Raw genomic sequence first — 23690 nt, forward strand, 5'->3', positions numbered from 1 at the left:
CAAACGTCAGATTTCCGATAGCAATGTGCGGTCGATAACAGTCGATGAGCACTGCCAGATCACGTCCTGTTAAAGAGGTCATTTGGCCATCTTCTCAATCCCAAATCCAGCAGCCACGCCCGAATTGCCTCATCTGTCGCTTATCGCGTGCGATGGGGCTGGGTGTCAGTGGTGCAGGATTTCTGTCAAGCGTCCTCTGCCACTACTTGCCAACAAAGCGCCAAACATTTAATTGATATTCAATAAACCTATCAACCTATGAAATTTCATTTTCACAACGAATATTTAAAAAATTACATTGATCCTTGATTAACTAGTATTGTTTAGCGAAGCCCCGCTATCTCAGGCTTACAGACGAAATGTTAAGCGCTTTGCAGAAATGCAGTACCAGCGAAAATTTTCATTCAGTTACAGTAGAAAATAGCATGCCAACTTTGATACGCGCCGTCTTTCGCAACTACGCCGCCGTTGGGCTGTTGATCTGCACCTCCGCCTGGGCGCCTTTGTCATCGGCACAAATTCCACCGCCACCATTCGTAGCGGTGAACAGCTTGCCCATCGATGAAGCGACCTCCTATCAGTTCGAAAGCCCCAACCAGCGCGGGCCAACGTTTCAGACAGGCACCATCCCCACGCGCATTCAAGAGATTGCTTTTGGCTTTGACTTGGGAGACTCGGTGACAGCAACACTGAGCCTGTACCAACTCGATAACACAACCAACCTGCCTACAGGATCTGCTCTGGCCTCCACGCCCATCAGCATGGTGGGCACCAGCGCAGCGACTGATGTCATAACCTACAACGCGACACAGTTGGGAGCCATTGCCACGACGACGTTGCAGTCGGGTCAGAAATACGCGCTGATTTTGTCTAACGCCAGCGCGTTTGCTGGAGTTACCAATGATGACAACACGCAAAACGGCTATACCTTTGCAGGTGGCTTTAGCGTAGCGGGCGATGGTCACGCCGAGTCAACCGACAATGGAGCAACCTGGCATACGCAAGGAGGAACCCCTGCCTTTCGCATGACCGTCGTGCCTTTTGAGGACGTCGTGGTACCCCCTATCACTGCTCCCACTCCCGTGCCAGGCTTGGGTGCAACAGGCTTGGTTTCCCTCGTCTCCATCATGGGCTTCATGGGCCTGCGCCGCGCGCGCAAATCCGCTTGAGCACCGCGAACACCCTCCATCCACGAAGCGTCCATAAATGACCGCAGCTGCCAACTTCAGCAGCGCTTCGTGGATGTCTGGCCGTCTTTCAAACCGGATTCGTAGTTTGCCAAAGTCTGCAAACTATCCGGGCTTTCTCTCCACCACCCAGCAGTGCATGCCCAATCGCTCGCTGCTTTCAACCCCACGTCTGCCGATCCGACTGGCAATGCTCCTGTGCCTCAGTTGATGGCGGCAACGTTTGTAGTCATAGCCCTTGTCGGCATGCAGCTTTGCAGGTCTTTTCGGAGGTTTCCTGACAAACCTGCAACCGCAGAGATCGAGTCCACACACTTTTTAAACATCTTGGAGTCAAGCCGATTGACCCCGCTGACCAAGATAACCAGCGGGATGCCTCTGGCATCTACGACGATGTGCCGTTTGGAACCAAGTTGCCCACTGCCCGCGGGGTTGGGACCCGTTTCCTGGCCCCCTGGGGCTTGGCATCGAGAAGCCATCAATACTGGCCCGGCTCCAATCAATCTGGTCATGCGCACGCAAGCGAATGGGCATGGATTGGTGCAACTGCTCCCAGACACCAGCGACGCTCCAATCGCGCAGGCACCGCCAGCAAATCATGCTGCTGCCGTACCCGAGGGATTGAGGAACGTCTTCCATGGAATACCGTGTGCAGCACAAACAGAATGCCGTTGAGGGCAACTGATGCGTGTCCAAAAGGCGGCGGAAGCGCAAGATGGTGCTCTCGTCGGGCATGGAACTGATGTCTGGATCAAGCCTGGCAAAGCTGGCAAACACCGGTGTGTCGTATAGCGCCGCTTCCACTACAGGGTCTGAGAGGTTGAATCACTGCAGCAGCAGGTGGATGCGCAGCATGGATTCGACTGCAAAAGCAGGCCTGCCAGTGTCTTTGGGCGGGCTGTGCGACTCGATGAGCGTTACCAGCTCATGCCAGGGAGCGACTAAATCCATCTCTTTCAAGAACTCAAGCTTGCACGTGCGTTTGGACTTCTTCATAAATCCGGTGGTCAGGCTCATTTGCTTCATCTGTGGATCATCCCATGCGCTGCGGCCATTTGGGAATTTTTCAGAACATCCTTAATCGCGGGATGCACAGCGTAGATAACACACAGGAAAACCTGAACGATCGCCAGGCCAAACTCCCCAAAAAACCACTTTTCTCACCTTAGAAATATCAATAAACAATTACCAATAACAAATACTATTGTCTGAAATTACAACCAATGTAAGATTTTAAAATTGTTTGTTATTGAGATACCTCAGATCCGACGTAAAAAAATTATTTCTCTTCGCTAACCAGCCTCATAACTCTCCAGAGGCCAACAGCCCAAAAACCAACACTTTCAGAGCTTCCATGTCTAGGCATTCAGCGCCAGGCCTCAATGCAGCGGTAAAGCCTATCATTAATATTATTATTGATTACATCAATAGTTGGCAATCGATTAAAAAGCCCAATAAGCCATAGAATTCCTCCTCATGCACCGGATATCTCCGATGCATCGGGTCATTCGTCGATGGTGAATGACTTGCTTCTGCGAAAAGAATGAGGAGAAACCGTGTTGAACACGAAGATGCTGGCTACCACCTTGGCGTTGGCTGCCTTAGGCCTTGTTACCACAACGGCCCATGCGCAGATCCAGCCTGAACTGGAATTAGATATTGAGCACCTGCAAGTGGACGAGGAGTTTTTTAACGTAGAGAACGTATCGAGCTTGCGCAACGCTGCAGCCACCCATACTGACTATGTTTGCCGCTCGGGTGGCGCCATTCCACACGGCTGGGCTGCTACCGGCAAAGCAACGGTTGGCGGTTGCGGAAACGCCGCTCAGTACGGCTTCAATGCTTTCCGGATCGTGCGCTTGGTGCCCGGCAACACCTATGCCATTTGCGGCAGTACACAGCCGCTACGCGCTGGATGGGTGATCCAGCAGTACGCCTATGGCGACGCCTGCGGTACACACAACTCCAGCGCCTACGTGAATCAAGTGGTGACCTACCCCAGCAAGGGCCAGACCTACACCGTCTGCACCGGCTCACCATTGCCTGCAGGTTTTTCCGTCCTGAACGCGCAAGTTCATAAAGCAGGCTGCCAGCCTTATACGCTTCATAACGCCATGACCATTCGGTAAGCACTGCCCAAGCAGTCATCTTAAAAATAAAATTTGACGTCTACAAATACGGATCAAGCATATTTTCACATGCATTAACAATCACAAAGACGCGTTCCATATACGCTCATTTTTAACATCAAGCTGTTTTCAAAGAAATTTGAGCACCGATAAAAATGCTGGTGCACAGCGCGCCTCTGTTTATGCACTTGGTTATCAGGCCAATAGCCGCGAGTAAACAATCGCGCTATTGGATAACGTCAGGAGATATATGAAAAAATTATTGAATGGTTTGTTAATATGTGCACCGCTTTTGTTAGCGGCCTGTGGCGGTGGTGGCGGCAGTGCCGGCGACACATCCCGCCAATACAGCATCAAGCTCACGGCGTCCAAAGCATCAGTCCCCGTGAATATCGCTTCAAGCTTGCCCGGTTACGGAAATGGGGACTTCTACCCCTACATGTCCACTATTTACATCCAGGCCCGTGCCGGCCACGGCCCCATTCCTAACCAAGAGAATGGTGCCTTTGCATGCAATATCATCTCGGGTCTCAACTCGGGCGCACTGTATTACCTGGACGGTAAGAGTGAAAACACGCAGGATGTAATCATCAGGGGCGAGACCGTCAAGGTTCCTGGCGCCTACCGCAACATTTCTCTGGGATCGAATGCGGGTGGCGCTTCATTCCACATCATCTCGCGTGACATCATCGGTGATGTGACGGTGCAGTGCAGCGTGAGCGACCCCCGCGACAAACAGATATACACCGACCGCGCCACCGTGCGGGTGGGCGGCGGGGGCTCTGCGACCCCCGCTACGGTCACCTTGACAAAGCAGACCGCCTATGTAGGCTCGCGTGACAACCTCAACAACCTGCCCAACAGCGTGGGGGTGCAGGCCATCCTCAAGAATGACAATCACCAGCCTGTCAGTAGCACGGGGATGACCAACCTACAGGTCAGCATAGTTCCCAATGCGGCATCAGACGGCGCTAGGCTCATGGTGGGCGGACAGACCCATAGCGGGTCGATGCAGCTCAGCACCGTCAATGGCATCGGTCAGTTCTCGGTGGCCAGCGGTCCTGCATCGGGCTCCTTGTTGCTGCGATTGACGGTCGATCGCGCTGACAACGACGTTGCCAACGGTCTCCAGGACCCGATCACCCAGTATGCGGTGATTCCAGTGGTGCATGCGATTGCCTCCAGTGCCTTGACCATCCCTGATTCGGAACTGGCCCTGACGGTGCAGAACGCCGAGCCTTACACCCATGCCTTGATCGCTGAAGGCGGCGTTGCACCGTTTCTGTGGTCCACCAATTCCATCTTGCCAACAGGCCTGAGCCTGGGCTCTGACGGACTGATCTCAGGCACGCCCAATGTGCAGAAGCCCGGCGCCTATACCGTCGTAGTGAATGTGCGTGATGCCAACGGCGCCACCGCACGCAAGACCTTGGTGTTGACCATCGTCGGTAATCTGCCGGACAACCCAGTCGCCTTCACCATCAACGGCTGCACCGGGTCGTCAGACGCGCCCTGCGAAATCACATCGGTGGAGGTGGGAAGCTCCTATACCTATTCGTTCTCGGCCACTGGTAGCAACGTGACCTGGACGCTGGAGGGGGCACCAGGCTGGATGCAGGTGGTCAGCCAAGGATCAATTGGCCGTATAGCGTCGGGAGCGCCTCTGACCTGCAGACAGGTGGGGACTTATCGCATGTTCGTGACTGCCAGGAATTCGGCCAATGTAGTGACCCGTGAAGTGACCTTTAGGGTAACGAGCACTGGAACCGCATGTCCCCCCCCCGTCGTCACACCACCCTGAGCATGGGCATGCTGCCTCTGAAGGTGTCTGACCCCAGTCCATCGCAGCGCAGGCATGGGGTCCAATGCTGAAAGGCCCAGAAGCCATTCCGGATAAAAACAACGCGTAGCTGTTTTTAACAGCGTAATTTTATTAACGATTCCTCTGGAGGGAGGAAGTGCTTCTTAGGAAGCCAACCCCTTGGGCCCGCATTGTGCGGGCCTTTTTTTACTTGGCGTCAGTGCCAGTGGCTCAGCCTGACCAACGCATCAACACCGAGACAGCCTGCCACAGGGCCTGTAGGAGCTCACTTACATCTTTGTAAACAATGGTACAAGTACAATTTGCGCGCTTGCCCACGCGTATTTTTTGTTCTGCACCTCGCTCCTACACCCGCCCTCCACCCATGCCCCAATCCCCTTCCACGCAGTCGCGCAGTCTTTTCCCTTTGCCGCTGCCCATGCTGCTGGGGTTTGCTGCCGCCGCCATTGCTGCACTGGTTATCGCCATCGTCAATGTGTACTCGGCCGATGTACGCGCCCAGGCGGTAACCAGCATTGGCCGCATGACGGCGGCGATGCGCCAGCTCAATGAGTTCTCAGCATCGCTCAAAGATGCAGAAACCGGGCAACGCGGCTTTTTGCTGACCGGTGACCCAGCCTACCTGCAGCCCTACCGCCGCGCGCAGGATGCGCTGGAGGGCCAGTTGCGCGGGCTGGCTGCCAGCAATGACAATGCGCCGCTGCGCCAGGAGCGCGTGCAGGCCATCGATACGCTGGCCCACCAGAAGCTGGCGGAGCTGGAGGCCACCATCGACCTCAAGCAGGCCGGCCGGGGCGATGAGGCGCTGGCCTTGGTGCGCACCGACAAGGGCAAGCAGGTGATGGACAACCTCAACAATGAGGTGGCCGACCTGTACCTGCTGCAAAACAACGAGCTGGATCTGCGCCGCCGGGCCTGGGAGCAGGCGGCCGTTACCTCCACCTACATCACGTGGGGCGGCTCGCTGGTGATGCTGCTGCTGGTGTTGGCGTCGGCCGCGGTGTCGATGCGCGAGTTCCGCGCCAAGGCGCGCCAGGCCTGGGTGTCTGACGGCCTGGCCGGTTTGAACCAAAGCTTGCAAGGCGATCACCGCCTGGAAGAAGTGGGCGCCCGCTCACTCGATTACCTGGCCACCTATCTGGGCGCCCGCGTGGGTGCCGGCTATGCGCGCCATGGCATGGATGACCGCTACCAGCTGTTTGGCGGCTATGCGCTGCCCAAGGATGCGCTGCAAGCGCACCTGCTGGCGGGCGAAGGCCTGGCCGGCCAGGTGCTGCGCAACGGCAAGCTGCTGAAGGTGGGCGGTCTGAACCAGGGCCACTTGAAGATCACTTCCAGCACCGGCGAATCGCAGCCGCTGGAGCTGGTGCTGGCCCCGGCCGTGGAAAACGGCAAGGTGCATGCGCTGATCGAGCTGGGCTTTGCCCGCCCGGTGACCCAGCCGGAGCTGGATTTGCTGGAAGGCGCATCCACCATTCTGGCCGTGGCCGTGCGCTCGGCGCTGGACCGCTCGCGCCTGGAGAATCTGCTGGAAGAAACCCGCCAGCAGGCTGAAGAGCTGACGGTGCAGCAAGAAGAGATGCGTGCCAGCAATGAAGAGCTGGAGCAGCAAAGCCAGGCGCTGCAGCGCTCGCAGGCGCAGATGGAGCAGCAGCAGCAGGAGCTGGAGCAGACCAATGTGTACCTGGAAGAGCAGACCCAAAAGCTGGAACACCAGCGCGAGCAGCTGCTGCGCGCCAAGGATGCGCTGACCGACAAGGCCCGCGAGCTGGAAGTGGCCAGCCAGTACAAAAGCGAGTTCCTGGCCAATATGAGCCATGAGCTGCGCACGCCGCTGAACTCCACCCTGATCCTGGCCAAGCTGCTGGGCGACAACAAGCTGGGCAATCTGACGGGTGAACAGGTCAAATACGCGCAGACCATTTATGCCGCCGGCAATGATTTGCTGGCCCTGATCAACGACATTCTGGACTTGGCCAAGATTGAAGCGGGCCAGGCCAATGTGGTGCTGGAGCCGGTGAACCTGAGCACTGCGATGCAGTCGCTGATTGAACCGCTGCGCCCACTGGCCCAGCAAAAGGGCCTGGCGCTGACCTGCCATATCGCCCCCGGTGTGCCCGCCTACGCCCAGACCGACAGCCTGCGCCTGGGCCAGATTTTGAAGAACCTGCTGTCCAACGCGATCAAATTCACCGAGCGCGGCAGCGTGAACCTGCAGCTGTCGCAAAGCCAGCCCGGTACCCTCACTTTCGCGGTGCATGACACGGGCATTGGCATCCCCGATCACCAGCAGCAGCTGATATTTGATGCCTTCCAGCAGGCCGATGGCAGCACCCACCGCAAGTACGGCGGCACGGGCCTGGGCCTGTCGATTGCGCGCGATTTGGCGCAGTTACTGGGCGGCCAGATTACCGTGCAGAGCACCCCCGGCCAGGGCAGCGTGTTCAGCTTTCATATGCCGCTGGTGCAAGCCGCTGCGCCGGCCGCCGAGGTGCCGATGGCGCCCAAGGCTGCTGACGCGCTGCGCGCCGTGCAGCCCGCGCCATTGAGCTCGCCCGTCAAGACTATTCCACCAGCCGCTGCGCCCCGCGCCATGGCGCCGATGCAGTCGAACACGGCTGTGGCTACGGCTGATGCGGCCACCGCAACCGCTACGGCAACCACCCAGGCCGAAGCCGCTGCCTTGGCCACCGCCGCCACCGCAGCAGCCACTGAGCTGGAGTTGCCCACCATCATCCAGGGCCGCCACCTGCTGGTGGTGGAGGACGACCCGCGTTTTGCCGACATCCTGCAGGAGCTGGCACGCGAGATGGGCTTTAGCTGCCAAGTAGCGCGCAATGCGGCCGATGGCTTGTCCGCAGCCGTGCAGTTTTTGCCGAATGCGATTGTGCTGGACATCAACCTGCCCGACTTCTCGGGCCTGGGTGTGCTGGACCAGCTCAAGCGCAACCCGAGCACGCGCCACATCCCCGTGCACATCGTGTCGGTGGCCGATTACTCGCAAGAGGCGCTGGTGCGCGGCGCGCTGGGCTATGCCTTGAAGCCGGTGCAGCGCGAGGAACTGGCCCAGGCCTTGAAGCGCCTGGAAGCCAAGTTCACCCAGAACATCCACCGCGTGCTGCTGGTGGAAGACGACGAGCGCCAGCGCGACAGCGTGCACAGCCTGCTGGGCAACAGCGATGTGGATGTGGTCTGCGCCGCCACGGCTACCCAGGCGCTGGAGTACCTGGCCCAGGGCACCTATGACTGCATGATCATGGACCTGAACCTGCCGGACATGAGCGGTTTTGCGCTGCTCGAACGCATGTCGGAGCAAGATGGCGTGTCCTTCCCGCCGGTGATCGTCTACACCGGCCGCGCGCTGTCGCGCGACGAGGAGACGCAGCTGCGCCGCTTCTCGCACTCGATCATCATCAAGGATGCACGCTCACCCGAGCGGCTGCTCGACGAGGTGACCCTGTTCCTGCACCAGGTGGAATCGCGCCTGTCGCCCGAACACCAGCAAATGCTGGCCCAGGCCCGCAGCCGCGAGGCCGCGCTGGAAGGCCGCAAGGTGCTGGTGGTGGAAGACGATGTGCGCAATGTGTTTGCGCTGACCAGCATTCTGGAGCCCACCGGCATTGCGGTGGCGATTGCCCGCAATGGCCGCGAAGCGCTGGAAGTGCTGGACCAGGAGGACCATGGCGTGGACCTGGTGCTGATGGACATCATGATGCCGGAGATGGATGGGTATACCGCCATGCGCGAGATTCGCGGCCGCGCGCCGTTGAAGCGCCTGCCCATCATTGCGCTGACCGCCAAGGCCATGAAGGACGACCAGGAAAAATGCCTGGCCGCCGGTGCCAACGATTACATCGCCAAGCCGCTGGACGTAGAAAAACTGCTGTCCCTGGTGCGCGTCTGGATGCCTAAATAAAGCCCCATGCCATTACGCAAGAAGGCCGAGATTGCCGAGATTGAGCAGCGCCTGCTGCTCGACGGTATTTATTACCGTTACCACTATGATTTTCGCGGCTACGCGCAGGGCTCGATCAAACGCGGGTTGGAGGCGGCGCTGGTCTCCTTTGGCTGCAAAACCCTGTCCCAATTGCAGGACCGGATCATGCATGACCCCTCGGCGTTCACCGCGCTCTTGGGTTATCTGACGGTGCAAGTCAGCGATATGTTTCGCGACCCGGCGTATTTTGCAGCGCTGCGCCGCGAGGTGGTGCCGCTCTTGCGCACCTACCCCTCGCTCAAGATCTGGGTGGCCGGCTGCAGCACGGGTGAAGAGGTGTACTCGCTGGCCATCCTGCTGCACGAGGAAGGCCTGCTGGAGCGCAGCCTGATCTATGCGACCGACATCAACTCGCAGGCGCTGCGCGTGGCCGAGCAAGGCATATTTGCGATAGAGCGGGCGGAATCGTTTTCAGAGAATTATCTGAAAGCCGGTGGCAAACACTCGCTGGCTGATTATTACACCGCCCATTACGGCCACATTGTGCTGGACAAAGAGCTGCGCAAAAATGTAGTATTTGCCGACCACAGCCTGGCGACCGACAGCGTATTTGCAGAAATGCACTTGATATCCTGCCGCAACGTCCTTATCTATTTTGATTCGGATCTGCAGAACCGGGCCTTTGGGCTGTTCAAGCAGTCTTTATGCCATCGCGGTTTTCTGGGTTTGGGCATGAAGGAATCTTTGCGATTTTCCAACCAGACATCCGCATTTGAAGATGTAGCGACTGTTGAAAAAATATACCAAAAGAAATCCAACATCGAATAATTAAAGAATATCCGCCCAACTGGTGTTGATGTACATACAGCGCACCGCGGGCCTAGCTTTTGACTTGTAGCTCCATGAAGACCATAGACGGCATCAAATGCCTCATCGTTGACGACATTCCGCAGAACCTGGTGGCCCTGGAGGCCCTGCTTCAGCGCGACGGCGTGCAGTTCCTCAAGGCCCATTCGGCACGCGAGGCGCTGGAGCTGCTGCTGCAGCACAACGACATCGCCCTGGCCCTGCTGGATGTGCAGATGCCGGAGATGAACGGGTTTGACCTGGCCGCGCTGATCCGTGGCAGCGAGCGCACGCGCCATATCCCGCTGATCTTCATGACTGCGGGCACGCATGAGCAAAACTGGCAGTTCCAGGGCTACGAAAGCGGCGCCGTGGATTTTCTGTACAAGCCCATCGACCCGGACATGCTGACCGCCAAGGTCAACATCTTTTTTGAGCTGCACCGCCGCAAGCAGGAACTGGCTCAGCAGCTGCAGGAGCGCACCGAGGCCCTGCGGGTGAACGAGATGTTCATGGCCGTGCTCAGCCACGACCTGCGCAATCCCTTGCAGACCATCAAGATGGCCGCGACCTTGCTCAAGCGCCAAACCGATGCCAGCAAGAATGAAGAGCTGGCCGAACGTGTGCTGGGCAACAGCCAACGCATGGCCCGCATGGTGGAAGATTTGCTCGACATCACCCGCATCCGCCAGGCTGGTGGCCTGCGCCTGACCCTGGCCGACATGGACCTGGCCCGCCTGTGCGAGGCCGCTGTGGAAGACGCACGCCAGTGCAGCTTGGAGCGCGTGCTGCACTACCAGACCGAGGGCGACACCCAGGGCCGCTGGGACGGCGAGCGCCTGGCACAGGTGGTCAGCAATATCCTGGGCAATGCGGTGAAGCATGGCGCCGCTGATGCGCCGATCAGCGTGCGCCTGGACGGCAGCCAACCGGGTGGGGTGCGGCTGACCATCGAGAACGGCGGCACGATTCCTTCCGCCCTGCTGCCCGATCTTTTCAAGCCCTTTCGCGGTGGCGAGCGCCAGCCGGGCCAAAGCGAAGGCCTGGGCCTGGGACTCTACATTGCGCAGCAGATTGCCCAAGCGCATGGCGGCAGCATCCAGGTGCAATCGGCCGAGGGACAGACCCGCTTCGAGATCCGCCTGCCGCGCCAGCCCTTGGCGCAAAACCGCCAGGCCATGCTGTAAGGACCCTCTGCAAAATTCCCTGCCGTGGTCTGAACGCGGGCTCGCGCGATCCGCGCCCATCCCGTTTGGTGAGGGTTATGCAGAGGATCCTTAACGCTATAGTTTTTATGGATTGGGGTTCTGATATGCCCCGGTGGTCCCAAAAAGCAGAAGGACGGTCAAACCGTCCTTCTTTGCATTTAGCGGGGTGTAAACCCAGCGCTTACTGCAAGGTCGCTGCGCGCTGGGTCTCGATCTGGCCGAGCAGGTCTTCCAGGTCTTCAATCTCAAAAGGCTTGAGCAGGGTGCGCACATGGGGGCCCCACTGTGAGGGGTAGTGGCCCAGGTCGTAACCGGAGCACAGCACAATCCAACGCTGCGGCGCGGCTTTGAGCAGGGTCTGGGCAAGGTCGGTGCCTGACTGGCCAGGCAAGCTGACATCGGTGACCACCAGATCAAACGGCGCCTGGGCATCAAGCTGCAGCGCTTCTTCTGCATTGGCACAACAAGTCACGATGCGGCCGGGCCCTTCCATGAGGCAGCCAATCGTCTCTCGTAACTCGTCGTTGTCTTCTATATAGACTATTCTCATTGCAAATCCAATAATAAAAGATTATTGCAATAGAAACTATTGCAGCCCGAGATTTGCATGAGGGAATTTATCCTTGTAGGACATTTTCTTTTTATGCCGATGGAATATACCACATCGGCGAATGAGCTAGATTCCATGCTAGCAGTTGACGCTCAAATAAGGGCTTTGCAGATTTGTAGTCCTACTCTGACAGCGGCCGTCCTACCCCACCCACAAACATTTTGCAAACCATCGTTAAACTGATCACTACGCCATTGAGGCTTGTGGCCAAGGCAATTACCAACCATTGAGGCGGGTCCACAACTTGAGCCACATCAAGAATTTTATAAATGAAATGAGATAGTTTGCAATCAGCAATTAGATAATCGCGCTTTTAATAATAAATGTTATGCAATGTGCGCAGGGGTGATTACCGAGGCCCGATAGGCCTCACCTGCAAGTTCCGCTAGTTTCGTTTTAAAAAAGACAGTGGGCATGTCTGGCAAAGCTGGGCTGCCGCTACCAAGGAAGACCAATGATCAACGTAGGACTTGTCGATGACCACGCCATCGTTCGCTCTGGCCTCAAGCAGTTTCTCGCGGATTTCGTAGATATCCGCGTCGTGGGAGAAGCATCCAATGGCCGCGAAGCCATTGATCTGGTGCGCAATGAATCGATTGACGTGCTGGTCATGGATCTGTCCATGCCAGGTCAAAGCGGTATTGACGCACTGACCATGCTGCGCGCCAAGGAGCCGGATATGGGCATCCTGATCCTGAGCGGCTACCCGGCTGAGCATTACGCGATCAACCTGATCCGCCAGGGTGTAAACGGCTACTTGAACAAGGAATGTGATCCGAGCGAAATCGTGGAAGCGATCCGCACCATCTCACTGGGCAAGCGCTACCTGACCCCGATGGTTGCCAACCTGCTGGCCCAGCAGCTGGGCCGCAAGGACGACGCCCCACCGCACGAGCACCTGTCGGAGCGCGAGTTCCAGGTCTTCCTGAAGCTCGCCCAGGGCGAAACCGCCAGCAATGTGGCCGAGCAGCTGTCGCTGAGCGTCAAGACCGTGAGCACCTACCGCACCCGCTTGATGGAGAAGATGACCCTGAACTCCAACAGCGACCTGACCTACTACGCGCTGAAGAATGGGTTGATCAGCTGATCGACCATCTCTAGCAACACACGCCACCTTCGGGTGGCGTTGTTGTTTGCGCCTTGGCCCTTTGCGTCACGCAGCCTTGCCAGCATGCATAAAATGCGATTAATTCTCATTTAATCTGCTTGATTCTGCGCGCATGCCCTCCCCGGATCTCCCCATCGCCAATGACCTGGGTGGCCTCTATGCCGCGCACAGCACCTGGTTGCAGGGTTGGCTGCGCAGGCGTATCGGCGATAGCTTTGTAGCGGCCGACCTGGCGCAGGACACTTTCGTTAGCCTGCTGGACCGCAGCACCCCGGCAGAGGCGATCCGCGAGCCCCGGCCTTTTCTGGCCACCATTGCCAAGCGGCTGATCGCCCACCGGCACCGCCGCCAGCTGCTGGAGACCGCCTACCTGGAAGCGCTGGCCTGCCTGCCCGAGGCGCTGGCCCCGTCGCCCGAGACCCAGCTGATAGCGATACAAAGCCTGCAAGAGATTGACCGGGTGCTGGACGGCCTGCCAGCCAAGGTACGCGAAGCCTTTTTGCTGGCCCACCTGGGCGAGCTGAGCTATGCCGAGATTGCTGACAAGCTGGCGGTCTCCACCAGCTCGGTCAAGCAGTACCTAGCCCGGGCCAACCGCGAATGCCTGTTCGCCATTGCCCTCTAACCCCATGCCTGCTACCACTACCCTGACCCTGCCCAGCGGCCGGGTGATCAGCCGGGCCACGGCCGATGCGGCGGCGGACTGGCTGACGGTGTTGATGTCCGGCGATGTGGGCGCTGAAGAACAGCAGCAGTGGACCGCCTGGCGCCAGGCCCATGCCGACCATGAAGCAGCCTGGCAGCATATCGAGGCCGTCACCGGCCGCATGAAGGCCTTGGGCCCGCGCCCGGCCTATACCGCGTTGACCGCCTATGGCGCGGGCCAGCCCGCATCTGCCGCACGGCGGCGCGCGACGCGGTTGCTGCTGTGGGGCGGGCTGGCTACCGGTGCTGGCGTACTCGCATCGCGCAGCGCCAGCTGGCAGGCCCAGGTGGCCGACTACCGCAGCGCCACCGGCGAGCAGCGCCGCCTGGCGCTGGACGATGGCACGCAGCTGCTGCTGAACACCGGCAGCGCGCTGAACCTGCGCTTTGGGGCCACGGAGCGCCGCCTGGTGCTGCTGTCCGGGGAGATCATGGTGACTACTGCGCATGCACTGGGCACCGCCGCCGACCCACGTCCCTTGGTGGTGGAGACGGCGCAGGGCAGCATCCGCTCGCTCGGCACCCGTTTTACCGTGCGCCAGCATGCAGAACGCACCGAGGTGGCGGTGCTGGAGAGCGCGGTAGAGATCCGCTGCTGCGATGGCGCTGGCAGTACGCGCTTGCTGCAGGCGGGCGAGCAGACCCGGTTCAGCCGCAGCACCATCGACGCACCCCGCGCAGCCGACGCGCAAGCGCAGGCCTGGACGCGGGGCCAGCTATTGGCGGATGAGCAGCGCCTGGACGACTTTCTGGCGGAGTTGGGCCGCTACCGCACTGGCTTGCTGCGGGTGGACCCGCAGGTGGCGGGGCTGCGGCTGTCGGGTGTTTTTCCGCTGGGCGATACCGACCGCATTCTGTCCACCCTGCCCAGCGTGTTGCCGGTGCAGGTACGCACGCGCAGCCGTTACTGGGTGACGGTGCTGCCGGCAGAAGCCGGGCTTTGAAAAAATATTTGCAGCGCAAACTGCCCGATTCGCTGGCTCGCGGCACCTAGCTCATGAGGGACCTGCATTTGCCCAGGCCCACCCAGAGGAACCACATGCCGACATTGCCACCCGCCCACCTTGCAGGGCGCCCCCACCCCTCCCCTATCGCGCTGGCCTGCCTGGCCTTGGCACTGGGCCTGAGCGCTGGCGCGCCCCGCCTGGCGAACGCGCAGAGCGGCGCAGCGAACCCCAATACGGGCAGCAACACCGCCGCCACGACCGCAGCCGAGCTGCGCATCGCCGCCGGCCCACTGGCCCCCGCGCTGCGACAGCTGGCCAGCAGCACCAACACCATGCTGAGCTTTACCGCAGCGCAAAGCGATGGTAAACAGACCGCAGGCCTGAGCGGCCGCCACACGGTGGCGCAAGCGCTTGCCTTGCTGCTGGCGGGCACGGGCCTGCAGGCGGTGCAGCTGGACAATGGCGCCTATGTGCTGCGGGCCACTGGCACGGGCAGCACGGTCAGCGCGACAGCGGCTGCAGCAGCCAGCGCCGATGCAGCGCCCAGCTACACCTTGCCGCAGATCACCGTGACCGGCACGGCCCCGGGCCTGAGCAGCAGCGATGGCCGCACCGAGGGTACGCAGTCGTACACAACGGGCAGCATGAGCACCGCAACGCGGCTGAACCTGTCGATGCGCGAGACGCCGCAGGCAGTAACCGTGATCACCCGCGAGCGCATCCAGGACCAGGGGCTGGCAACAGTGAATGATGTGGTGCAGACGGCGCCCGGCCTGACCTACCGGCGCTTTGGGCCTGAGCGCGCCTCGTTCTTTGCGCGCGGCATGTATGTGGACAACATCATGTACGACGGCCTGCCGGTAAGCCTGGACAGCTCCAACCTGTCGCAAGACCTGCTGGCCACCGACATGGCCATTTATGACCGGGTGGAGATTGTGCGCGGCGCCACCGGCTTGTCGCAGGGAGCAGGCAACCCATCGGCGGCCATCAACCTGGTGCGCAAGCGGCCTACCAAAGAGCGGCAGATATCGGCCAGCGTCAGCGCTGGCAGCTGGGACCGCTACCGCGCCGAGCTCGATGCCGCCGGCCCCTTGTCGGAAGACGGCAGCCTGCGCGGCCGCTTGGTGGCGGCCACGCAAGACTACGGCAGCTACAAGCGCGGCGAAAGCAGCCAGGGCCAGACCTTGTACGGCATTGTGGAGAAGGACCTGACCGCCAGCACCACCCTGACCTTGAGCGCGCAGCACCAGGAGAGCAAGCTGCATGGCAACGGCTTTACCGGCCTGCCGGTGGCCAGCGATGGCAGCGACCTGGGTCTGCTCCGCTCCACGTCGTACGCGAATGACTGGGAGCACTGGAACAAGACCACAAATTCAGCCTTTCTGGGTCTGGACCACCGCTTTGACAATGACTGGCGCCTGCACCTGTCGGCCTACTACGCACAGGCCGAGGTGGACATGCAAGGCCACTACCTGAGCCACAACCTGACCACCGGCCTCTACAGCCAGCTGGGCGCGCGCAATGCCCACGAGGAAAAGCAGTCGAGCATCAACCTGTATGCCAACGGCCCCTTTGCACTGCTGGGCCGCAAGCATGAGCTGGTGCTGGGCGCCAGCTACCGCCATATCGACTTTGATGGCAACAGCCGCCAAGGCCTGGTGCTCAACAGCAACCTGGATCTGCGCAACTTTAACCCCAGCGCCGTGGCCAACCCGCATATCCCGCTGCGCGACTGGATGGATGCCAAGGTGACCCAGCAAAGCCTGTATGCGACCACGCGGCTGAACCTGGCCGACCGCCTCAAGCTCATCGTGGGCGGCCGGGTGGACTGGTTTGACTACCGGGACACCGTCAACACCTACCCCAACTTTGCCGCTAACACGCCGTCCGTCAGCGCCCACAACCGCTACGAGATCGAACACCGCCTGAGCAAGTACGCAGGCCTGGTCTACGACCTGAACGACCAGCATGCGCTGTACGCCAGCTACACCGATATCTTCAAACCGCAGAACTACCTGGATGCCAACAACCAGTTGCTGAGCCCGGTGGTGGGCCGCAACTATGAGGTCGGCGTTAAAGGTGAGTACTTCAACGGAAGCTTGAATGCCTCGGCCGCCGTCTTCCGCATGGACCAGCAAAACCGGGCTTACCGCGCCAGCGACCAGACCCAGTGCACCAGCTACCCTGCCACCACCTGCTACGCCGCCGCCGGCGAGGTGCGCAGCCAGGGCGTGGAGCTGGAGCTGCAAGGCGCCATCACGCCGAACTGGCAGCTGGGTGCCGGCTACACCGTGGCCATTGCCCGCTACCGCAAGGACGCCACCGCCGCCAATGTGGGCGCGCTGTTTGACACCGACACGCCCCGGCATTTGTTCAAGCTCTCGACCATGTACCGCCTGCCCGGCGCCCTGCAGGGCTGGCGCATTGGCGGCACGGTCTACCGCCAGGGCGGTATCTACAACAAGGGCACCACGAGCAACGTGCCCTTCAACATCCGCCAGGATGCCTATGCCATTGCCGACCTGGTGATCGGCTGGCAGGCCACGCCACAGCTGGACCTGCGCCTGAACATCAACAACCTGTTTGACAAGACCTACTACAACGCCTTGTCCGGCACGGCGACCTTCCCGAGCAATGTCTATGGCGAGCCGCGCAATGTGATGCTGACTGCGCGCTACCAGTTCTGAGGCCGACGGCTAGGCGGTTGCGCTATCCTGCCCCGCATGACCAGCGCAGCCTGCAATACCTGTCCCAGCACCATTGACCTATTCCCATCGCCACCGCTGCAAGCGGCGTTCGTGGCGTTGGTCGATGATGCGTTGGCCAGCTTGCAGCAGACGCTGGGCCCGCTGCTGCACAGCGTCTACCTCTACGGCAGCGTGGCCCGGGCGACGGCCACGCCTGGGGTCTCTGACCTGGATCTGAGCTTGGTGTTGACCCGGGCACTGGCAACCGACGAAGCCGCTTTGCTGGAGCAGCAACGCCTGGCGCTGCAGGCGCGTCACCCGGAGGTGAGCAAGGTCGATTTTGATATCGGCGTGTTAGCCGATGTGCGCCATCCCGCCAACTTGCATAGCTGGGGCTACTGGCTCAAGCACGAATGCCGCTGCATCCATGGTGCAGATCTGGGGCTGCAGTTTGCGGCCTTTGCGCCATCTGCTGCGGTGGCGCGGGCGGTCAATGGCGACTATGTGCAGGTACTCCAAGGCTACATCGCAGGCATCGCTGCGGCGCAGGACCTGGCGAACCTCCGGCGGCTGCAAAAGGAAGCCGCCAGAAAACTGGTCCGCGCCACCAATGTGCTGCGCCCTGCCGAGGGCGGCGACTGGCCCCGGTCGTTGGAAGACTATGCGCGGTACTTCTCGGAGCGCTTTCCGGACATGGCCGAGCAGGCTGCGTTCTTTTTGCGGCAGGCCAAGGCACCTAACGCATCGGCGGAAGTGTTCAATGCGCAGTTGGATGCTTTCTTGGGCTGGATGCAAAGCCAGAGCAAAGCATTGGCGCCCGGAAAGTTGGACCGCTTATAGCTATAGCCGAGGATTCCAGGCGACGGGGCTGAAACCTGGCACATCCACAGCTTCTCTACATTTGTAAATTTTGTCAGTAGATGTTATTTTTGTTTTAAAATCTGCTGCTTCGAGTTGTCCTCCCACTTGCCGGGAGCTCCCCCAAGGGATCCTCCAGAGGGGCACACCATTTTGGCCAAACATTCCCTTCATCGGACCTAGCGCCAAGCTAGTTCCGCGCACTTACCTCACTCAATACCCCGATACAGAGCGACTCGCTTACTGGTGTGCGAGGGGAATCAGCCGCTCCAACCCATAGAAAAAAACTCCTATGGAGTGTTTTGTTTTTCAAGCAACTTATAAGATCTATGAAAAAATTGTCTTTGGCGGTGGCGTGTCTCACTGCCATGAGCGCCTGGAATATCCAGGCCAGTGAGCTCAGCCTTTATATTTCCCAACCCGTTCGCAACGCTGCTCTCAATGCCGCGGTTCCGGATGGCGCCCTGCCTTGGTCAGAGTCATATAACCAGGCTTACACCATTGAGACATTCAACGGCGAGACCCTGGGCGACAAAACCACCGGCAACTGGGCCATCGGATCGTATGAAGTCGCTGCAGGCGGCAATACCAATGTGGCCAGTGCCAATGTGTACGGCGGCGCAGGCACTGGCACGACGGTGGGCAGTGGGGGCTCCAACTTCCTCAATGCCGGAACGACTGGAACGCCTGAAGGCGTGACGGTGACCTTGACCAACCCGGCGCGCTATGTCGGGTTCTGGTGGTCCGCAGGCTCCAATGGCAACAACGTAGAGTTGCTCGATGAGAACGACAATGTGCTGACGGCGATGACCACCGACGGCCTGATGACGTTTTTGAATTCGCCCGATAACCTCACCATGAAGGCCTTAGACGGCACCACCACCTACGCCCGAGCCCAGTACAACGGCAATCCATTCGTGGACGGTAACGGTGGTGAGCCCTATGTCTATCTGAACTATGTGCTGAAGGACACGACAGGCTTCGGTTCCACCGCCATCAAGAAGATTCGCTTCTGGGGCGCTGGCTTTGAGCTGGACAACATCGCCGTGCGTGAAGAAAAGCTGCCTGGACTGCCGGCAGAAACCGAATTGCCTGGCAGCTGGGTGCCGACAGAGATCAATAACGTCTTTGAGGACCCCCCAGCCACCGCTGACGACACGGCCAGCACACGCGTCAATACGCCTTCAGCGGCACTGGATCTGACTGCGAACGATCCCTATGTGCCAGCGGGCAACACGGTCACGCCGCAGGCATCGTCTGCCAACGGAGGCACGATTGCCGCTGACCCCGCCCATCCTGGGAAGTTCATCTACACGCCTGCCACGGGCTTCAACGGCATCGATACCTTCAGCTACCAGGTGTGCCTGGCCGCGCCCAACCAGGCCAAGTGTGCGGCGTCCACGGTCACGATGACCGTGGTGGCTCCTGATCTGACCATCGACCTGAGCGCAATCGCCCCCAATGCCACCGTCGGCGTGCCTTACCAGGGCACATTTACCTGCACAAACGTGGGCAATGCGGATGCGCTGACCGAGACGACCTGCACCACCGGTCCGCTGCCGGAAGGTCTCAGCGTCCAGGCTTGTACCGTGAGCCCGGACAACAGCGCCTGGGCCGCAGGCAACCGCATTGCGCAAGGCGCTGTCGTGACCTGTGAAGTGGCGGGTACGCCCGCCAATGTGAAGAAAACGACAACGACCACAGGCACGACCACCACCGCGGGTGACCGCGACCTTCTCAACAACGCTGCGACCCGGGACATCACGGTCGTGGGTGTTCCCAATGTCGTCGTCGACCTGGGCGGTTTGCCATCGACGGGAACGGTCGGCTTACCGTACAAGGGCAGCTACACCTGCACCAACCAAGGCAGTGCCGACCAGGCGGATGCCAGCTGCGTCGTTTCTGGCCTTCCCGCGGGTATCAACCAAGATCCTGGCGCTTGCAGCATCGTCACGCCAGCAGCCCCCGCGCCCACCAGCTGGACATCGCCTGGCGCCATTCCCGAAGGGGCCGTGGTCACCTGTTCCGCTGAGGGCAAGCCGGCGGAGGCGGGATCGTCGTTGGTCAGCGGCTCTGGCGTTGAAAGCAAGGCGAGCAAGGACATCAGCATCAGTGCCGCTCCTGTGGCCACCCCGGTTCCATCGCTGTCTACCTGGGCGCTGATGGTGCTGGCGGGATGCTTGGCCATGCTCGGCATGGGACGCGCACGCAAGCACGGTATCTAAGCCAAGCTCTGCGTTCAGACAAACGCCAGTCAGTGAAATGCTGACTGGCGTTTTTTGGTTATTTCGCTTGAGCCTTCCGCGCAATGTCGCTCCGCTGAACATGCATGAGGGAGGGCCAGTTGCCCTTCTCGCAACGGTTATACAGATGTGCGCTTGCGGAGCTTAGCTTCGGTATCAGGGCTGGCCTTGGTCTTGAGTGCAGCGCAGTCGATGGACGCCTTGTGCTTGAGCCAGTTCAAAAAGACCTGCAGGACCGGTTTGACAACACCTGCTACAACGCCTTGTCCGGCACGGCCACCTTCCCGAGTAATGCCTATGGCGAGCCACGCAATGTGATGCTGACTGTGCGTTTCCGGTTCTGAGCCGCTGCTCCAAGAGATGTTCTGACGCCACCGCGCTGGACCTGGTTGATGGGCAGAGGTCTGTCAGCCTCGACTCAATCCACAATAAAGAGCTTGGCTCCGTTGGGGGATGTTGAGCGGTGTGGCTCGGCGTTATCGGCCACCTGGTAGCTCATGCCTGGCGTGAGGTTGAACACGCGGCCATCGGCCAGCTCGGTGATGAGCTCACCTTCCAGGCACAGCAGCACATGGCCCTTTTCACACCAGTGGTCAGACACATAGCCGGGGGTGTACTCGACCATCCGCACGCGGATATCGCCAAAGCGCTGGGTGCGCCAGAAGGCCTGGCCCGCCTGGGCGGAATGCTCGGTCGGCTCGATGGCCGACCAGTCGGTGGTCACGAAGGCCATGTCTTTCATCTGCATGGTGGCTGTCCTTTTCAAGCAAGCGAAGGGGTGGGAGTCAAAGGCATGAGCATTTCATGCCAGGACATGCCGCCGTGGTCGGAGGGGGATGGCTTCACATATTGGTAGCCCATGCGCTGGTACAGGCCCACATGGCGCTCCTTGCACATCAGGTGGATGCTGGTCTTGCCGCGCGCTGCCATCGCTTGCACGAAGACGGACATCATCGTGTGAGAGTGGCCTTGGCCTTGGTAGGCCGGGTCCAGCACGACGGACATGATGACGACGTTGGGGGCAGCCGGGTCGTGGCCCACCAGTTCCTTGAACGCCTCATCGGACATGACCACCTCGTAGGCGCAACCACTGTTGATAAAGCCGATGACCTGGCCATCCAGCTCCATGATCTGAAAGCCTTCGGGGTACTGGGCAATGCGGGTTTTGATTTTCGCCAGCGTGGCCGCTTCATCCCCCTCATAGGCGGAGGATTCGATCTGGAAGCAGCGCTCAGCATCAGCGGGCTGCGCGTTGCGAAAGCTTGGAATACGAGAGGTCTGAGACATACACGAGAGCAACAAATGAACGACAAGCCGACATGGTAGGTCTTTTGCAACGCGCATATACTGCATTTTCTTCAGCATATAGTGCAGACCATGCATGATGCTCTGCGACAGCTTGATCTCAACCTTTTGCTGGTGTTCGATGCCCTGTACCGGCACCGCAGCGTGGTGGCGGCGGCCACCGAGTTGTCTATCAGCCCCTCGGCCTGCAGCCATGCGTTGGCCCGCTTGCGCGGCGCACTGGCCGACGAGCTGTTCATCCGCGAAGGTGCGGGCATGCAGCCCACCGCCAGAGCCCACAAGCTGGCAGAAGGTGTGCAAGATGGCCTGCGGCTGCTGGCCAACAGTTTGGGAGAGGGGCGCGCCTTCCAGCCATCGACCAGCAAGCAGACCTTTGTATTTGGCGCGACCGATTTCACCGCCTTTGCCGTGATGCCGCGCCTTATCGCTGCCATTGAGGCCGCTGCACCACGCATTCGCACCAAGGTGGAGCCGGTGCGCAGGCGCGATGCGCTGGACGCGCTGGTGTCAGGCCGGGTGCATTTTGCGTTGGGCATTGCCGACGCGCATGCCACCAGCCACCCTGAGCTGGAGTCGCTGCGCTTTTATGAAGAGGACTATGTGGTGCTGGCCCGCCAGGGCCACCCCCGGGTGCGGGACAAGCTGGCACTGGAGCAGTATTTGCAGGAGCGCCACGTGGCCGTGCTGCCCTGGGAGACAGAAGCCAGCGTGATCGACGCAGCCTTGCTGCGCGCCAAGCATGCACGCGATGTGGCCTTGGAGCTGCCCCATATGCTCGCCGTGCCGGTCATCATCGCCAGCACGGATTACCTCGCCACCCTGCCGCGCAGCTTGGCGATGCAGGCCGCCGACAGCTTGCCGCTGCAAGTGTTGCCGGCGCCCTTTCGTACGCCCCTCTACAGCCTCCATGTGTTCTTCCATCAAAGGCATGCCAGCAGCGCCAGCCAGCAATGGATGCTGGCCCAGCTCCAGAAGGCGCTGGCGAGCCCTTGAGACCTGCTCACCACTCGCTTTTTTAGGCTCGGCATCGCCTGGCCGCGCGCCGAACGGGCGCCCTTATGCAGAGGCGCGCTTGCTGAGCTTGGCCTTAGTCTTTGTCTTGGTCTTAGGTATGGCCAGGGTATTGAGCGCCGCGCAGTCGATCGATGCCTCGTGCTTGAGCCAGTCCAAAAAGGCCTGCAGGCCCGGCTTGGCGGCGGCCTCTTCGCGGTAAACCGCGTAGTAGGCCAGGGGCGAGAGCACCGCGATGTCGGGAAACAGCCGGACCAGGCGGCCGGAGGTCACGTCGTCACAGGCCATCACGCTTCGCGCCAGCGCGATGCCCTGGCCATCAACGGCCGCTTGCAGCACGGCGGCCGAGTTGTTGATGCGGTGGCCGCGATGGACGCTGGCCTGGCCCACACCCGCATGGGCAAACCAGGCCGCCCAGTGGACATAGTCCTGGCTGCCTTCGCCGGTCATGTCGTGGATGAGGGGGTGTTGCAGCAGGTCTTGTGGCTTTTGGAACTTGTGCGTTTTGGCATAGGCGGGCGAGCAGACCGGGAAGACCAGCTCATCCATCAGCTTGTCTGCCACCAAGCCGGGCCAGCGCCCTGCCCCATAACGCACGCCGACATCGATGTGCTGCGCGACAAAATCCACCAGGCGTTGGCTGGTGTCCATCAGCAAGTCGGTATCGGGCACCTGTGCGGTAAAGCGCTCGATGCGCGGCAGCAGCCACTTGGCCGCAAAGGCCGGGCTGACGGTGAGCTTGATGGCCCCATTGGCCACTGGCTGGGCCAGCTTGCTGGCCCCCAGTTGCAGGCGCTCAAAGCCGGCGCGTATATCGGGCAGCGCTGACAGTGCCAATGCGTTGGGTACCAGCCGCTGCCGGCCACTGCTGGCACGGGTAAACAGCGGTGCACCAATGCTCTCCTCCAAGCTGCGCACCAACTGCCCTACCGCTGCCGAGCTGACATGCATTTCCTCCGCCGCTGCCGAGAAGCTTTGGTGGCGGGCAGCGGCTTCAAAAGCGCGCAGCGCGTTGAGGGACGATAAAAGGCTCATGGGAAATATTTTCTTTAACGCTGGCAAAGAATAAAGCGTTTGTCAGGCGGCC

General features: G+C 60.2%; 18 protein-coding genes and 2 pseudogenes. 14 read left to right on the plus strand and 6 right to left on the minus strand.

The genetic code is table 11. The features are described from left to right. The first annotated feature begins 425 nt into the window (after positions 1 to 425). Positions 426 to 1169 (plus strand): IPTL-CTERM sorting domain-containing protein, encoded by a 744-nt coding sequence (locus tag EDF71_RS05995; protein WP_166656461.1) that lies wholly within the window; start codon positions 426 to 428, stop codon positions 1167 to 1169. A gap of 9 nt (positions 1170 to 1178) precedes the next feature. Here EDF71_RS05995 and EDF71_RS25265 read toward each other — a convergent pair. After that, a pseudogene (locus EDF71_RS25265) lies at positions 1179 to 1866 on the minus strand (IS5 family transposase); the annotation flags it as partial. Then, positions 1866 to 2213, minus strand: a pseudogene (locus EDF71_RS25380) (transposase); the annotation flags it as partial. The pseudogenes EDF71_RS25380 and EDF71_RS25265, both read right to left, overlap by 1 nt. Before the next feature lie 530 nt (positions 2214 to 2743). Between EDF71_RS25380 and EDF71_RS06015 the strand changes: the two are divergent. From EDF71_RS06015 to EDF71_RS06035, 5 genes are all read left to right on the plus strand, one after another. Further along, entirely contained in the window at positions 2744 to 3316 is a 573-nt protein-coding gene (locus tag EDF71_RS06015) for a hypothetical protein (protein ID WP_133855685.1), read from the plus strand. 250 nt (positions 3317 to 3566) lie between these two features. Continuing rightward, positions 3567 to 5117 carry an Ig domain-containing protein gene (locus tag EDF71_RS06020; protein ID WP_133855686.1) on the plus strand — a complete coding sequence of 517 codons (1551 nt, stop codon included), beginning with the start codon at positions 3567 to 3569 and terminating at the stop codon, positions 5115 to 5117. 385 nt (positions 5118 to 5502) lie between these two features. Continuing rightward, the gene (locus EDF71_RS06025) at positions 5503 to 9054 is read left to right on the plus strand and encodes a response regulator (RefSeq protein WP_133855687.1); all 3552 of its coding nucleotides are present in this window, start codon (positions 5503 to 5505) and stop codon (positions 9052 to 9054) included. Between the two features lie 6 nt (positions 9055 to 9060). Then, positions 9061 to 9903 carry a CheR family methyltransferase gene (locus EDF71_RS06030; protein ID WP_133855688.1) on the plus strand — a complete coding sequence of 281 codons (843 nt, stop codon included), beginning with the start codon at positions 9061 to 9063 and terminating at the stop codon, positions 9901 to 9903. A 74-nt stretch (positions 9904 to 9977) separates the two neighbouring features. Then, complete coding sequence (locus EDF71_RS06035) at positions 9978 to 11108, plus strand: hybrid sensor histidine kinase/response regulator (protein WP_133855689.1); 1131 nt, start codon at positions 9978 to 9980, stop codon at positions 11106 to 11108. Between the two features lie 202 nt (positions 11109 to 11310). Here EDF71_RS06035 and EDF71_RS06040 read toward each other — a convergent pair whose 3' ends face one another. Further along, positions 11311 to 11679, minus strand: a complete 369-nt coding sequence (locus EDF71_RS06040) for a response regulator (RefSeq protein WP_133855690.1) — start codon at positions 11677 to 11679, stop codon at positions 11311 to 11313. Positions 11680 to 12193: 514 nt separating this feature from the next. On the opposite strand from EDF71_RS06040, the gene EDF71_RS06045 reads away from it, so the two are divergent. The 7 genes from EDF71_RS06045 (at position 12194) to EDF71_RS24950 (ending at position 20631) form a co-directional block, all read left to right on the plus strand. Then, positions 12194 to 12826, plus strand: a complete 633-nt coding sequence (locus EDF71_RS06045) for a response regulator transcription factor (protein WP_133855691.1) — start codon at positions 12194 to 12196, stop codon at positions 12824 to 12826. A 133-nt stretch (positions 12827 to 12959) separates the two neighbouring features. Further along, a complete protein-coding gene (locus EDF71_RS06050; protein WP_166656463.1) occupies positions 12960 to 13472 on the plus strand; it encodes a sigma-70 family RNA polymerase sigma factor in 513 nt (170 codons plus the stop codon). A 4-nt stretch (positions 13473 to 13476) separates the two neighbouring features. Then, on the plus strand, positions 13477 to 14496 hold the full coding sequence (locus EDF71_RS06055) for a FecR domain-containing protein (RefSeq protein WP_133855692.1): 1020 nt from the start codon (positions 13477 to 13479) through the stop codon (positions 14494 to 14496). Positions 14497 to 14591: 95 nt separating this feature from the next. After that, on the plus strand, positions 14592 to 17186 hold the full coding sequence (locus EDF71_RS06060) for a TonB-dependent siderophore receptor (RefSeq protein ID WP_133855693.1): 2595 nt from the start codon (positions 14592 to 14594) through the stop codon (positions 17184 to 17186). 36 nt (positions 17187 to 17222) lie between these two features. Further along, positions 17223 to 18026 (plus strand): nucleotidyltransferase domain-containing protein, encoded by an 804-nt coding sequence (locus tag EDF71_RS06065; RefSeq protein WP_133855694.1) that lies wholly within the window; start codon positions 17223 to 17225, stop codon positions 18024 to 18026. Between the two features lie 386 nt (positions 18027 to 18412). After that, complete coding sequence (locus tag EDF71_RS06070) at positions 18413 to 20269, plus strand: IPTL-CTERM sorting domain-containing protein (RefSeq protein WP_166656464.1); 1857 nt, start codon at positions 18413 to 18415, stop codon at positions 20267 to 20269. Positions 20270 to 20490: 221 nt separating this feature from the next. Continuing rightward, entirely contained in the window at positions 20491 to 20631 is a 141-nt protein-coding gene (locus EDF71_RS24950; RefSeq protein WP_166656465.1) for a hypothetical protein, read from the plus strand. A gap of 74 nt (positions 20632 to 20705) precedes the next feature. Here the strand turns inward: EDF71_RS24950 and EDF71_RS06075 are convergent, their stop codons facing one another. Beyond that, the gene (locus EDF71_RS06075; protein ID WP_133855696.1) at positions 20706 to 21035 is read right to left on the minus strand and encodes a DHCW motif cupin fold protein; all 330 of its coding nucleotides are present in this window, start codon (positions 21033 to 21035) and stop codon (positions 20706 to 20708) included. Between the two features lie 14 nt (positions 21036 to 21049). Next, on the minus strand, positions 21050 to 21574 hold the full coding sequence (locus EDF71_RS06080) for a GNAT family N-acetyltransferase (protein ID WP_133855697.1): 525 nt from the start codon (positions 21572 to 21574) through the stop codon (positions 21050 to 21052). Between the two features lie 90 nt (positions 21575 to 21664). Here EDF71_RS06080 and EDF71_RS06085 point away from each other — a divergent pair, with 90 nt between their 5' ends. After that, positions 21665 to 22585: a LysR family transcriptional regulator gene (locus tag EDF71_RS06085; RefSeq protein ID WP_133855698.1), complete on the plus strand. Its 921-nt coding sequence runs from the start codon at positions 21665 to 21667 to the stop codon at positions 22583 to 22585. Positions 22586 to 22648: 63 nt separating this feature from the next. Here EDF71_RS06085 and gcvA read toward each other — a convergent pair whose 3' ends face one another. Then, the gene (gcvA, locus tag EDF71_RS06090) at positions 22649 to 23638 is read right to left on the minus strand and encodes a transcriptional regulator GcvA (protein ID WP_133855699.1); all 990 of its coding nucleotides are present in this window, start codon (positions 23636 to 23638) and stop codon (positions 22649 to 22651) included. Positions 23639 to 23690: the final 52 nt, after the last annotated feature.

Source organism: Comamonas sp. JUb58 (genome assembly GCF_004364775.1).
Classification (GTDB): Bacteria; Pseudomonadota; Gammaproteobacteria; order Burkholderiales; family Burkholderiaceae_C; genus Comamonas.